The sequence below is a fragment of the Cupriavidus malaysiensis genome, from assembly GCF_001854325.1.
Classification (GTDB): Bacteria; Pseudomonadota; Gammaproteobacteria; order Burkholderiales; family Burkholderiaceae; genus Cupriavidus; species Cupriavidus malaysiensis.
On sequence record NZ_CP017754.1, the window covers coordinates 4,214,459 to 4,226,178 of the forward strand.

Below are 11,720 nucleotides of genomic sequence, written 5' to 3' on the forward strand. Positions count from 1 at the left end.
CCGATGAAAGCCAGCATGCAAGCCAAGCTCGACCAACTGGCCGAGCGACTCGAAGAGGTCAACGCCCTGCTCGCGCGCGAGAACGCCACGGCCGACATGGAGCAGTACCGCAAGCTGACGCGCGAGCACGCCGAACTGTCGCCGGTGGCCGAACAGTACGGCCAGTACCGCCAGGCCCAGGACGACCTGGCCACCGCCCAGGCGCTGCTGGACGACCCCGAGATGAAGGACTTCGCCGCCGACGAGATCGCCGTGGCGAAGGAGCGCCTGGAGGGGCTGGAGGGCAGCCTGCAGACGCTGCTGCTGCCCAAGGACCCCAACGACGACCGCAACCTGCTGCTGGAAATCCGCGCCGGCGCCGGCGGCGAGGAAAGCGCGCTGTTCGCCGCCGACCTGCTGCGCATGTACACACGCTACGCCGAGCGCCAGCGCTGGCAGGTCGAGGTGATGAGCGAATCGGAATCCGACCTGGGCGGCTACAAGGAAGTGATCGTGCGCATCGCCGGCGACAAGGCTTTCTCGCGGCTCAAGTTCGAGTCCGGCGGCCACCGCGTGCAGCGCGTGCCGGCCACCGAGGCGCAGGGCCGCATCCATACCTCGGCCTGCACGGTGGCGGTGATGCCCGAGGCCGACGAGGTGGGCGAAGTGCAGATCAACCCGGCCGACCTGCGCATCGACACCTTCCGCGCTTCCGGCGCCGGCGGCCAGCACGTCAACAAGACTGACTCCGCGGTGCGCCTGACCCACCTGCCGACCGGCATCGTGGTCGAGTGCCAGGACGACCGCAGCCAGCACCGCAACAAGGACAAGGCGATGAAGGTGCTGGCGGCGCGCATCAAGGACATGCAGGAGCGCGCCGCCCAGGCCAAGGAAGCCAGCACGCGGCGCAACCTGATCGGCTCGGGCGACCGCAGCGACCGCATCCGCACCTACAACTTCCCGCAGGGCCGCGTCACCGACCACCGCATCAACCTGACGCTGTACAAGATCGACGCCATCATGGACGGCGACCTCGACGAACTGGTGGGCGCACTGGCCGCCGAGCACCAGGCGGACCAGCTCGCAGCCCTGGGGGAAGAGGCCTGAGCGCCCCCCCATGCCGTGCGCTCACCTTTGTTTGCACATCCGGCACGATCGGAAAGCCTTTGTATCTGTTGTAAATGCTTGAAACAGCACTGGCATGGCCTGGGCCGCTTCCTATAATCGAACGCGACTGGACCTGCCGCGCAAGAAGGCAGGCGAACGTCACCTCGAAACGGACAAAAGGATGAAATCATGAAGAAGTTGCTCGCACTGCTGATGGTCGCCGCCGCTCTCACCGCTTGCAGCAAGAAGGAAGAAGCGCCTGCCACCAGCGCCGAAAGCGCGATGCAGAACGCCGCCGATTCCGCCAAGGCCGCTGCCAGCGATGCCGCCGCGGCTGCCAGCAATGCGGCCGACGCGGCCAAGGCCGCCGCCGGCAATGCCGCCAGCCAGGCTTCCGCCGCCGCCGAGCAGGCCAAGTCGGATGCCGCCAGCGCCATGGCCAATGCCAAGGATGCGGCCAAGGACGCCGTCAACGCGGCTGCCGACAAGGCCAAGGACGCCGTCAACAAGTAATCCGGACGTACCGGCCGGCCCCGGGACATGCTCCTGGCCGGCCACCGGCGCGGCCAGGCTGCGCCGCACGGCCCCGCCCCCGCCACGCCGGCGTATGCTGTCCGGCAAGGCACGGCGGGGTTTTTTGCTGCCGGCCACCGCCCGACCTACCCGTACCCCGAGACACCATGCCGCACCCGGCACCCGCCGCCCCGTCAGCTCCCCAGGCCTCGCCACCCGCCGCCGATAGCGGCCCAGATAACCCAGATAGCGGCCGCTGGCCGTCCTCGCCCACCCTGCGCGAGGCGCAGGCGCTCGCCACCGCGGCCGGCCTGCCGGTGCTGGAGGCGCGCATGCTGCTGGGCCACCTGACCGGCTACAGCCGCACCCAGCTCATCACCCGCGACGACGAGGCGCTCACTCCTGCGCGCCGCGAGGCGCTGGCCGCGCTGGTCGCACGCCGGCTGGCGGGCGAACCGATGGCCTACCTGCTCGGCGAGCGTGAGTTCTTCGGCCGAGTCTTCCGCGTCACGCCGGATGTGCTGATCCCCCGGCCCGACACCGAGATCGCGGTCGAGGCGGCGCTGGCGCGCCTGCACGGCCGCGCGCGGCCGCATCTGCTGGACATGGGCACGGGCTCGGGCATCCTGGCGCTGACCCTGGCGCTGGAGCGGCCCGACGCCGAGGTCTGGGCCACCGATGTCTCGCCGGCGGCGCTGGCGGTGGCGCAGGACAATGCCGCGCGGCTGGGCGCGGGCAATGTGCGCTTCCTGCGCTCCGACTGGTACGCAGCGCTGCCGGAAGCAGTGCGCTTCGACCTGATCATCAGCAACCCGCCCTATATCGCCGCGGCCGACCCGCATCTGGTGCAGGGCGACCTGCGCTTCGAGCCGGTCGATGCCCTGACCGACCATGGCGACGGCCTCGGCGACCTGCGCACGATCGCCGCCGGCGCCCCGGCCCGCCTGGCGCCCGGCGGCTGGCTGCTGGTCGAGCACGGCTACGACCAAGGCGAGGCCGCGCGCGGCCTGCTCGCCGCGGCGGGCTTCGCCGAGATCTCCACCGCACGCGACCTGGGCGGCAACGAGCGCTGCAGCGGCGGGCGGCTGGCCACCTGAGCGGGCCGGCGGTGCCTGCGGCGCCACCCACGCAGGCACCGCCGCGGCGCTCCTGGCCCGGCCCTGAAGGGCCGGCCCGAATCAAGTAAAATCCGCCCCAGCACGGCGCGCCCCCGCGCTTGTTCCGATTTCCCCGTGCGGCATCGGCCCCGGCCGGCATCGCCTCAACCCGATACGTGAAACCATGAGTGACGTGCAACAAAAGATCGACCAGATCGTCAAGGGCAGCCCGGTCGTGCTGTTCATGAAGGGCACCGCCCAGTTCCCGATGTGCGGTTTCTCCGGCCGCGCCATCCAGATCCTGAAGGCCTGCGGCGTCGACGCGCCGACCACGGTCAACGTGCTGGAAGACGACGGCATCCGCCAGGGCATCAAGGAATACGCCAACTGGCCGACCATTCCCCAGCTCTATGTCAACGGCGAATTCATCGGCGGCTCGGACATCATGATGGAGATGTATCAGAGCGGCGAACTGCAGACCCTGCTCAAGGGCTGAACATGACGGCCACGCCCGCGGCCGGCGGCGCCGCGCCGCGGCGCGTGATCGTTGCCATCACCGGGGCCACCGGCGCCGTCTACGGCGTGCGGCTGGCCCAGGTGCTGCGCGGCGCGCCCGGGGTCGAAACCCACCTGCTGGTATCGCCCGCCGGCGTGATGAACCTGCAGCACGAGCTGGACATGGGCAAGGGCGAGGTGGAGGCCCTGGCCGACGTGGTGCATAACGTGCGTGACGTAGGCGCCACCATCGCCAGCGGGTCCTTCCGCGCGCATGCGATGGTGATCGCACCCTGCTCCATGCGCACCCTCGCCGCCGTGGCGAACGGCTTCTCCGACAACCTGATCACGCGCGCCGCCGACGTCACGCTGAAAGAGCGCCGCCGGCTGGTGCTGCTGGTGCGCGAGACGCCGCTCAACCTGGCGCACCTGCGCAATATGACGGCCGTCACCGAGATGGGCGGCATCGTCTTTCCGCCGGTGCCCGGCTTCTACCAGAAGCCGCGCACCATCGACGAACTGGTCGACCACACGGTCGGCCGCGTGCTCGACCTGATCGACCTGCCCGAACTGGCGCAGGCCCTGGCGCCCAGCTGGCCCGGCCTCAGCAGCCAGGCCTGAGCCGGCCGGCCCGCACCGGGGCGCACCGGCCTGGCCCGCTCAGCGCCAGTGGCGATAGCGCCGGCCACCACCGTAGTAGCCGCCGCCGTAACCGAAATAGACCGAGGGGCCGACGTAGGCAGGCGGGGCCACGTAGGCCGGCGCAGGCGCAACCACGGCCGGGCCGCCATAGGCGTCATAGGCCGGGTAGGCGGGATAGGCCGGATAGACGGCACAACCGCCGAGCATTGCCGTGGCGGCTGCGGCCGCCAATCCGATCAACAGCGTCTTCATCGCGAGTCCTTTGGGGCGTTCCTGTTCTTAAGAACGTTATACGGGGACTCCCCGTAATACAGCGTCAAGGCGCTGTAACCCTTGTTACGATTCGCTACGAATCGCGCGCGTCACCCCGCGCGTCACCCCCTCCCCGCCATGCTCCGCGCGCGCTCGGACGGGCATCCTGCACCGCACTAGATGTCGAAGCGAATCCCCTGCGCGAGCGGCAGCGCATCGCCATAGTTGATGGTATTGGTGGCGCGCCGCATATAGCCCTTCCATGCATCCGAGCCCGATTCGCGACCGCCGCCCGTTTCCTTCTCGCCGCCGAAGGCCCCGCCGATCTCGGCACCGCTGGTGCCGATGTTCACGTTGGCGATGCCGCAATCGCTGCCCGCCGCCGACAGGAAGGTCTCGGCCTCGCGCAGCGACTCGGTGAAGAGGCAGGACGACAGGCCGTGCCGTGCCGCGTTGTTCAGCGCGATGGCCTCGTCCAGCGAGGTGTAGGGCATCAGGTAGAGGATGGGCGCGAAAGTCTCGGTCAGCATGGTGTCGTGCTGCTCGCCGGTCAGCACCAGCGCCGGCCGCACGTAGCAGGCCTGCGGATAGCGCTCGCCCAGCAGGCGTTCGCCGCCGTGCACCACATTGCCCTGCGCGCGGCAGTCCGCCAGCGCGTTGGCCATGGCATCGCCCGCGTCGCCATCGATCAGCGGCCCCACCAGCGTGCCGTCCTCGAGCGGGTCGCCCACTGGCAGCCGGCCCAGTACCTGCACCAGGCGCTCGCCCAGTTGCGGCAGCAGGTCGGCATGCACGAACAGGCGCCGCAGCGAGGTGCAGCGCTGGCCCGCGGTACCGGCCGCGGCGAAGGTGATGGCACGCACCGCCAGCTCCAGGTTGGCGGACGGCGCCACGATGGCGGCATTGTTGCCGCCCAGCTCCAGGATGCTGCGCTTGAAGTGGCGCGCGCAGGCCACACCGACTTCACGCCCCATGCGCGTGGAGCCGGTGGCACTGACCAGGCGCACCGCCGGATGCTCGACCAGGTAGCTGCCCAGCGCCCGGCCGCCGGGCAGCACCGCCGAGATGCCTGCATACTGCGGCGCGGCGTTGGCCACCACGCGTTCGAGCAGGCCATGCGCGGCCAGCGCGCTCAGCGGTGTCTTCTCCGACGGCTTCCACAGCACGCCATTGCCGCACACCAGCGCCAGCGCCGCGTTCCAGGCCCACACCGCGACCGGGAAATTGAACGCCGAGATCACCGCGCACAGGCCGAAGGGGTGCCAGCTCTCGCGCATCACGTGCTGCGGCCGCTCGGAGGCGATGGTCAGGCCGTGCAGCTGGCGCGACAGGCCGACCGCGAAGTCGCAGATATCGATCATCTCCTGCACCTCGCCCAGCCCTTCCTGCAGGATCTTGCCGGCCTCCAGCGAGACCAGGCGCCCCAGCGCCTTCTTGTGCTCGCGCAACACCTCGCCGAAGCGCCGCACCACCTCGCCGCGCGCCGGCGCGGGCAGCAGCGCCCACGCGCTCTGCGCCTCGCGCGCGCGGTGGATGCGCTGCCCGGCCTCGGCCTCGCTGCAGGCGGGCAGGTGCCCGTAGGTCTCGCCGTCGATGGGCGAGCGCAGCGCCAGCGCGGCGCCCGTGCCCGCGCCGTCCGACCACGGGCGCGGCAGGCCCATGGCCTGCCAGCATGCTGCGATGTCCTGCGTCTTCATGCCGTCGTCTCCTGCAAGGGATGGCTTCTGTAGCGCCGGCCGAAACGGTTGGCCAGGAAGGCATCGAGCGCGATCGCCTCCTGCCGCACGAAACCGGCCTGCGGCAGCACGCCCTGTGCCACAAGGTCGAGCGCGGCGCAGATGCCGGCGGCGGTGGTGAGCTGGATCGCGTTCAGGTGGCCAGCCGGCGAGTCGGCGCCGCCGATGCGCGCCGAGAACGAAGCCTGCGTCAGCGGCGCGGCGCCCGCGGTGCCCGCGGTGCCCGCTGCAGGATACCCCGTGGCGCTGGCGAAGACGATCACCACATCCTGCTGCGTGACCGGGATCGCGCTGTCGAAGATCTCGCGCAGCCATTCGCGCCGGTCGCGCAGGCGCAGGTCGTTGAGCAGCAGCTTCATCACCGCGCAATGGCCCGGGTAGCGGATCGACTTGTAGTCGACCTGGCGCGCGCGCCCGGCCAGCGTCTCGGGCAACGTGCCCAGCCCGCCGGACGTATTGAAGGCCTCGTACTCGACGCCGTCCAGCGCGAAGCTCTCCAGCCCTTCCAGCGCGGGGACTTCGACCTGCCGGCCGTCGACGATGGCCTCGCAGGGATTGCAGTACTCGTTGATCAGGCCCTCGGTGCTCCACGTGAGGTTGTACTTGAGCGCGTTGTTCGGGTAGCGCGGCAGCGCGCCGACGCGCATGCGCAGTTCCAGCAGTTCGCCGCCGTCGCGCAGGAAGCGCTGCGCCAGGTCGTGCCCGACGATGCCGATGAAGCCCGGCGCCAGCCCGCACTGGGGCATCAGCACCGAGCGCGCGCCGTCGGCCAGGCGCCGGATGGCCTGGGTCGCGGCGACGTCCTCGGTCAGGTCGAAGTAGTGGACGCCGAGCGCCGCCGCCTGGGTGGCGACACCGACCGCCGCGTGGAAGGGCAGTGCGTTGAGCACCGCATCGGCGCCGGCCAGCAGCGCCGCGCAGGCGGCCGGCTCGGCGGGATCGCCGGCCTGTCCGACGATGCCGGCAGGCAGGCCCTGCAGCCGCGCCGCGTCGCGGTCGACCAGGCGCACGCGGTAGTCGCCGCTGTCATGCAGCATGGCGGCGATGGTGCGGCCGATCTTGCCCGCGCCCAGCACCACCACCTGCCAGGGCCTGCGCCCCGCGCGCGCGCCGCCGCCGCCCGCCACCCCCACCGGATCGGCCGCGCGGGCCAGTTTGCCTTGCATCGTCATGGGACCTCCTCTCGTGCTTGACCTGCCGCTGCATGACGGCCTTCTGGTGTGAAGTATGGGTCGCAGCTCCGTCGGAATGAAGGCACGAGATTGACGATATCCAGTCATAATCCGTCGAAACGACAGACATTCCCGACGAATCGACAAACGTCGACAGTCATCGACAGTCATCGACATGCAAGCGGCGCGCCGGCCCCGGCGCCTCGCCCAACCCAGGCAAGGAGGAACCCGATGCCGGAACTGGACGCCACCGACCGCCACCTGCTGTCGCTGCTGCAGGCCAACGCGCGCGAGAGCGCCGCCAACCTTGCGCGCAAGCTGGGCATCGCGCGCACCACGGTGGTGGCGCGCATCGCCCGGCTGGAACGCGAAGGCGTGATCGCCGGCTATGGCGTGCGCCTCGGCCAGCAGATGGAAGACAACGCCATCCTGGCCTTCTGCGGCATCTCGGTGCAGCCCAAGGCCGCGCCCGCGGTGGTGCGCGCGCTGCAGCGCCTGCCCGAGGTGGAAGAGCTGAACTCGGTCAGCGGGCCGGTGGACTACCTGGCGGTGATCCGCTGCGACACGCACGCGCGGCTCGACAAGCTGCTCGACGAGATCGGCATGCTGGAGGGGGTGAACCACACCGCCACCTCGATCGTGCTGGCGCGCAAGATCGATCGCAGGCGTGCTGCCGGGTAGTGCCGGATAGTGCCGGGCAGCACCGCCGCAGGCGCCAGCCGGATCGCCCCGCGGCAGGACGGGCACGGCGGCGCTATGCTGCCGCATGCGAACGCGCCAGCGGTGCGGCCGCCGCGCCGACCGTCCCCATCAACGAACCTCGAACCGCAACAAGCATCCAGGAGAGACACACCATGAACCCTCGCATCCGAGTCGCCGTCGGCGGCGTGACCGGCTGGGCCGGCAGCGAACTGGCGCGCGGCGTGGCGCATGCGCCCGATATGCAACTGGTGGCCGGCCTGTCGCGCGGCGCCGCCGGACAGCCGCTGGCGCAGCTGACCGGCCATGCCGACACGCCGGGCGTGGCGGCGGCCAGCATCGACGTGCTGGCGCAGACGCCGTGCGACGTCTACGTCGAGTACACCAAGCCGGCGGTAGCCAAGCACAACATCCTGCAGGCACTGCGCCACGGCGCGCACGTGGTGGTGGGCACCTCGGGCCTGTCGGACCAGGACTACGCCGAGATCGACGCCGCCGCGCACCAGGCCGGACGGGGCGTGCTGGCCTGCGGCAACTTCGCCATCACGGTGGTGCTGCTGCAGAAGTTCGCCGAGATGGCCGCACGCCACCTGGACCAGTGGGAGATCATCGACTACGCCAAGGCCGGCAAGGTCGATGCCCCGTCCGGCACCGTGCGCGAACTGGCCTATCGCCTGGGACAGGTCAGGCAGCCCGAACTGACGGTGCCGCTGGACAAGGTCAACGGCCCGGTCGAGACGCGCGGCGCCTCGCTGTCGGGCACCCAGGTGCACGCCGTGCGCCTGCCCGGCTACCAGCTCGGCGTGGAGGTCATCTTCGGCGCCGACGGCCAGCGCCTGCACCTGCGCCACGAGGCGGGCGACGGCTCCAGGCCCTATGTCTCGGGCGCCCTGCTCGCCATCCGCAAGGTGCACACGCTGCGCGGCGTGGTACGCGGACTGGATCGCGTGATGGAAGGACTGTAGGACGGTCTGCAGGAACGTCTGCCAGGCAGGCGGTGCGCCGGCCCATGCCGGCAGCGCCGCAGCGCGGGCAGCCGGGCTACCAGGCGGCCTTGCCCTTGGCCTTCGGCTCGGGTGCGGCCTTGGCGGCCGGCGCCGAGGCCGGCGCCAGCTGCTTGGCCATGGCATCGCTCTGGCCCGTCATCAGCTTGCGCGCCTGCGGCAGCAGCATCTCGATGGTGCCCTCGTCGCCCTCTTCCGGGATCGCATACAGCTCCACCGTCAACGGCGCCTTGACCCAGGCCGCGTGCACGGTCTTGAGCGGCTTGCCGTTGCGGTCCTTGACCTCGACTTCGCGCTGACGGAGCGGCTTGCCGTAGCCGGCCACCAGCGACTCCAGCGCGGCCTGCTGGCCGCGCGTGCCGGTGGTCGGCACGATCAGGCCGACCAGCGCGTTACCGTCGACGAAGGCAACCACGTGCGTGCCGTCCATGAAGGACGGGCGCTTGTCGCGCGGCACGCCGATCTGGCGCATCACGCCGTCGCCGCGCAGTTCCACGCAGTAGGCTGTCACGTCGCGGCCATCCGGCGTGCGCTTGTCGGCGCAGTCGGGCAGTGCCGGGATCGGGTTGCCGATCTCCAGCGTGCGCAGCACCGGCGCCAGCGCGTTGCTGCCGGTGCCGGCGGGCGCCGCCTGGGCAGCGGTGGCCGAAGCCGCGGCGGTGGACGGGGCCGGGGTTGCCGCGGGCGCGGCGGCGCGGGCCGCCGGCAGGCAGGCCATCAGGCTGGCGGCAGCCAGCCCGGCAAGGGTCAATCGCATCGATACTCCAGGAATCTCGGACGGCCCGGCGCCATGCGCGGGCAGCCAGCAGTATGCCGGCTTCCCGCGCCTGCGCGCCGTGCGCGGCGAACAAGGCAGACAAAACCGGGCACAGACTGGATTGGAGCCCGGCCGGCCCGGGCGGTTCCTGAGCGGCACGGCCGGTCCGTTCCGGTGGCTCCGGCGGCATGTGGCCGCGGGCGCCGGAGGGGCGCTAGGCCGTCATGCGCAGCACCGCGTTGGCCAGTCCGGCCAGCACCGCCAGGAACAAGGCCCACAGCAGCAGGCGCGGCACGCGGCTGGGCGGCAGTTCGCGGCGGCCGGGCCGCGCGCGGGAGGCGTCCTGGCGCACCTCGTGGCGCGGGCCGCGCGTATGCCACACCATGTCGGGATCCGGCCGGGGCGGCGGGTCCTTCGCCTGCTTGCTGGGCGCGGGGCGTCCCGCCGGTCCTTGCGTGGCCATCTGTGCTCCCCGGTGAAGCGAAAGGCTGCCATCCGGCGCGGGCGGCGCCGTCGCGCGCACCGGACAGTGCGCCGGCGCGGGCCCATGGTAAGGCATCCGCCCATGCCCGCAACGGGCGCGGCACACGCTGCCGGGCAGGTGTTTGAACGCCGCCACACCTGGGCGCAGCACGCTCCACCCGGCGCCCGCTCAAGCCGGCGCGGCCTTGCGCTCCAGCCCCACCGCCTCGCGCCGGAAGGCATGGCCGACGTGGTGGTAGAAGGGATGAGGGCAGAACTGGCGGGCCAGGAAGGAGGCCAGCAGCGAGGCGGCCAGCAGGAACAGGGTCAGGTCCTGCGAGCGGGTCATTTCCATCACGATCACGCTGGCGGTGATCGGCGCCTGCGTGGCCGCCGCCAGGAAGGCGGCCATCGATACCAGCGCCAGCACGCGCGGCTCGGCCATGCCGGTGATGAAATGCGCGACGTTGGCGCCGATGCCGGCGCCGATGGCCAGCGACGGCGTGAAGATACCGCCGGGGATACCGGCGAAATACGACACCACGGTGGACACCAGCTTGGCCACGCCGAACCACAGCGTGGTCTCGTGCGGCACGCCGTTGATCAGGCCGGCGGCCTGGCCGTAGCCGGTGCCGAAAGTAGCGCCACCGGTGGCCCAGCCGATCGCGGCGGCCACCAGGCCGCAGCCGAAGGCCACCTGCACCGGGTGGCGCCCCGGCCAGCCGCGCCAGCGCGCCGGCAGCAGCGCGGGCACGCCGCCGATCAGCGCCTTGGCGAACAGGCCACCCAGCACGCCGTTGAGCACCGCGCACAGCAGCACCGGGCCCCAGGCGCTGTGCAGCGCCAGGATCGGCGTGCGCACGGTGAAGTACGGGTTGTTGCCGAAGATGGCCAGCGACAGGAAGCCGGCGGTCAGCACGCCGGTGAGCACCAGCCGGTCCCAGCGCACGGCCGTGCCCTTGCCCAGTTCCTCGATGGCGAACACCACGCCGGCCAGCGGCGTGTTGAAGGCCGCGGCCAGCCCGCCGGCGGCGCCGGCGGCGATCAGCGCATTGGGATGGAAGCCGATGCGGAACTGCAGCCGTTCGTGGCACCAGCGCCCCCACGCCAGCATGGCGGCCGCCCCCACCTGCACCGAGGGCCCCTCGCGGCCGATCGATGCGCCGGCCATCAGGCCGCCGGCGGTGAGCACCACCTTCCACATCGACTGGCGGAACGACACCAGGATGTTCTGCGCGGTGCCCGCCTCGGGCAGGTTGACCGCGGCGATCACCTGCGGGATGCCGCTGCCGCGCGCCTGCGGCGCGAAGCGGATGGTGAGCCAGCGCAGCGCCGCCAGCCCGCAGGGCAGCAGCAGGAAGGCCAGCCACGGCCTGGCCGTGGTGATGCGCTCGTTCCACTGCAGCGCCCATTCAGCGAGCCAGGCGAACACCATCGAGAACAGCGCGACGCAGCCGGCACCGCACATGAAGACGGTGTAGCGCATGGTGGTGCGCGACAGGCGCCCGACCTGGCGCGACTTGCGCGTGGCGGCCGAACGCGCGCGGCGGCCCAGCGCGCGCAAAAGGTCAGGGTCGTCCACGGCGGGGGCATCGTCCGGGTCAGCGTGATCGGGCCCCGCGGCAGGACCGGAGGCAGGGGATGAGGAAGGCGGGGCGGCGGCAGAACCGGCGGGTTCAGCCGAACCGGTCCCGGGCGGGGCGGCGCCGGGACGGGACGCCGGGTTGGTCTCTTGGTCGTTCATGGGGCGGCAGGCGGTTGCAGGGACACCGCAGCCGCTCCCGGGCGCCGGAAACGTCGCGGCA

The 11,720-nt window shown here is 71.5% G+C and carries 13 protein-coding genes; 7 read left to right on the forward strand and 6 right to left on the reverse strand.

What is annotated here, in order from left to right; translation table 11 throughout:
- Positions 1-3: 3 nt before the first annotated feature.
- The 5 genes from prfA to BKK80_RS19085 all read left to right on the forward strand — a co-directional run bounded on the left by prfA (position 4) and on the right by BKK80_RS19085 (position 3,812).
- Positions 4-1,086, forward strand: a complete 1,083-nt coding sequence (prfA, locus tag BKK80_RS19065) for a peptide chain release factor 1 (protein ID WP_071015799.1) — start codon at positions 4-6, stop codon at positions 1,084-1,086.
- A 189-nt stretch (positions 1,087-1,275) separates the two neighbouring features.
- Positions 1,276-1,599, forward strand: a complete 324-nt coding sequence (locus BKK80_RS19070; protein WP_071015801.1) for a hypothetical protein — start codon at positions 1,276-1,278, stop codon at positions 1,597-1,599.
- Between the two features lie 167 nt (positions 1,600-1,766).
- On the forward strand, positions 1,767-2,696 hold the full coding sequence (prmC, locus tag BKK80_RS19075) for a peptide chain release factor N(5)-glutamine methyltransferase (RefSeq protein WP_084084701.1): 930 nt from the start codon (positions 1,767-1,769) through the stop codon (positions 2,694-2,696).
- 184 nt (positions 2,697-2,880) lie between these two features.
- Positions 2,881-3,192 carry a Grx4 family monothiol glutaredoxin gene (gene grxD / locus BKK80_RS19080; RefSeq protein WP_071015802.1) on the forward strand — a complete coding sequence of 104 codons (312 nt, stop codon included), beginning with the start codon at positions 2,881-2,883 and terminating at the stop codon, positions 3,190-3,192.
- A gap of 2 nt (positions 3,193-3,194) precedes the next feature.
- Positions 3,195-3,812, forward strand: a complete 618-nt coding sequence (locus tag BKK80_RS19085) for a UbiX family flavin prenyltransferase (RefSeq protein ID WP_071070505.1) — start codon at positions 3,195-3,197, stop codon at positions 3,810-3,812.
- A gap of 39 nt (positions 3,813-3,851) precedes the next feature.
- On the opposite strand, the gene BKK80_RS19090 is transcribed toward BKK80_RS19085, so the two are convergent.
- The 3 genes from BKK80_RS19090 to BKK80_RS19100 all read right to left on the reverse strand — a co-directional run bounded on the left by BKK80_RS19090 (position 3,852) and on the right by BKK80_RS19100 (position 6,993).
- Positions 3,852-4,085 carry a hypothetical protein gene (locus BKK80_RS19090; protein WP_071070507.1) on the reverse strand — a complete coding sequence of 78 codons (234 nt, stop codon included), beginning with the start codon at positions 4,083-4,085 and terminating at the stop codon, positions 3,852-3,854.
- Between the two features lie 176 nt (positions 4,086-4,261).
- The gene (gene amaB / locus BKK80_RS19095) at positions 4,262-5,782 is read right to left on the reverse strand and encodes an L-piperidine-6-carboxylate dehydrogenase (protein WP_071015808.1); all 1,521 of its coding nucleotides are present in this window, start codon (positions 5,780-5,782) and stop codon (positions 4,262-4,264) included.
- Positions 5,779-6,993 carry a saccharopine dehydrogenase family protein gene (locus BKK80_RS19100; RefSeq protein ID WP_418235870.1) on the reverse strand — a complete coding sequence of 405 codons (1,215 nt, stop codon included), beginning with the start codon at positions 6,991-6,993 and terminating at the stop codon, positions 5,779-5,781. Before BKK80_RS19100 ends, amaB begins: the two co-directional genes overlap by 4 nt.
- 231 nt (positions 6,994-7,224) lie before the next feature.
- Between BKK80_RS19100 and BKK80_RS19105 the strand changes: the two genes are divergently transcribed.
- Together BKK80_RS19105 and dapB are read left to right on the forward strand one after the other, a co-directional pair.
- Positions 7,225-7,674, forward strand: a complete 450-nt coding sequence (locus BKK80_RS19105; protein WP_071015810.1) for an Lrp/AsnC family transcriptional regulator — start codon at positions 7,225-7,227, stop codon at positions 7,672-7,674.
- Positions 7,675-7,847: 173 nt separating this feature from the next.
- Positions 7,848-8,657, forward strand: coding sequence for a 4-hydroxy-tetrahydrodipicolinate reductase (gene dapB / locus BKK80_RS19110; RefSeq protein WP_071070509.1), 810 nt, complete (start codon positions 7,848-7,850; stop codon positions 8,655-8,657).
- Between the two features lie 76 nt (positions 8,658-8,733).
- Here dapB and BKK80_RS19115 read toward each other — a convergent pair whose 3' ends face one another.
- The 3 genes from BKK80_RS19115 to BKK80_RS19125 all read right to left on the reverse strand — a co-directional run bounded on the left by BKK80_RS19115 (position 8,734) and on the right by BKK80_RS19125 (position 11,659).
- Entirely contained in the window at positions 8,734-9,453 is a 720-nt protein-coding gene (locus BKK80_RS19115; RefSeq protein WP_071070511.1) for a hypothetical protein, read from the reverse strand.
- Positions 9,454-9,667: 214 nt separating this feature from the next.
- Entirely contained in the window at positions 9,668-9,916 is a 249-nt protein-coding gene (locus BKK80_RS19120; RefSeq protein ID WP_071015815.1) for a hypothetical protein, read from the reverse strand.
- A 189-nt stretch (positions 9,917-10,105) separates the two neighbouring features.
- On the reverse strand, positions 10,106-11,659 hold the full coding sequence (locus BKK80_RS19125) for a chloride channel protein (RefSeq protein WP_071070513.1): 1,554 nt from the start codon (positions 11,657-11,659) through the stop codon (positions 10,106-10,108).
- Positions 11,660-11,720: the final 61 nt, after the last annotated feature.

Coding starts and splice junctions, on each gene's coding strand:
- prfA (WP_071015799.1), top strand. CDS start 4: ATGAAAGCCAGCATGCAAGCCAAGCTCGACCAACTGGCCGAGCGACTC.
- BKK80_RS19070 (WP_071015801.1), top strand. CDS start 1,276: ATGAAGAAGTTGCTCGCACTGCTGATGGTCGCCGCCGCTCTCACCGCT.
- prmC (WP_084084701.1), top strand. CDS start 1,767: ATGCCGCACCCGGCACCCGCCGCCCCGTCAGCTCCCCAGGCCTCGCCA.
- grxD (WP_071015802.1), top strand. CDS start 2,881: ATGAGTGACGTGCAACAAAAGATCGACCAGATCGTCAAGGGCAGCCCG.
- BKK80_RS19085 (WP_071070505.1), top strand. CDS start 3,195: ATGACGGCCACGCCCGCGGCCGGCGGCGCCGCGCCGCGGCGCGTGATC.
- BKK80_RS19090 (WP_071070507.1), bottom strand. CDS start 4,085: ATGAAGACGCTGTTGATCGGATTGGCGGCCGCAGCCGCCACGGCAATG.
- amaB (WP_071015808.1), bottom strand. CDS start 5,782: ATGAAGACGCAGGACATCGCAGCATGCTGGCAGGCCATGGGCCTGCCG.
- BKK80_RS19100 (WP_418235870.1), bottom strand. CDS start 6,993: ATGACGATGCAAGGCAAACTGGCCCGCGCGGCCGATCCGGTGGGGGTG.
- BKK80_RS19105 (WP_071015810.1), top strand. CDS start 7,225: ATGCCGGAACTGGACGCCACCGACCGCCACCTGCTGTCGCTGCTGCAG.
- dapB (WP_071070509.1), top strand. CDS start 7,848: ATGAACCCTCGCATCCGAGTCGCCGTCGGCGGCGTGACCGGCTGGGCC.
- BKK80_RS19115 (WP_071070511.1), bottom strand. CDS start 9,453: ATGCGATTGACCCTTGCCGGGCTGGCTGCCGCCAGCCTGATGGCCTGC.
- BKK80_RS19120 (WP_071015815.1), bottom strand. CDS start 9,916: ATGGCCACGCAAGGACCGGCGGGACGCCCCGCGCCCAGCAAGCAGGCG.
- BKK80_RS19125 (WP_071070513.1), bottom strand. CDS start 11,659: ATGAACGACCAAGAGACCAACCCGGCGTCCCGTCCCGGCGCCGCCCCG.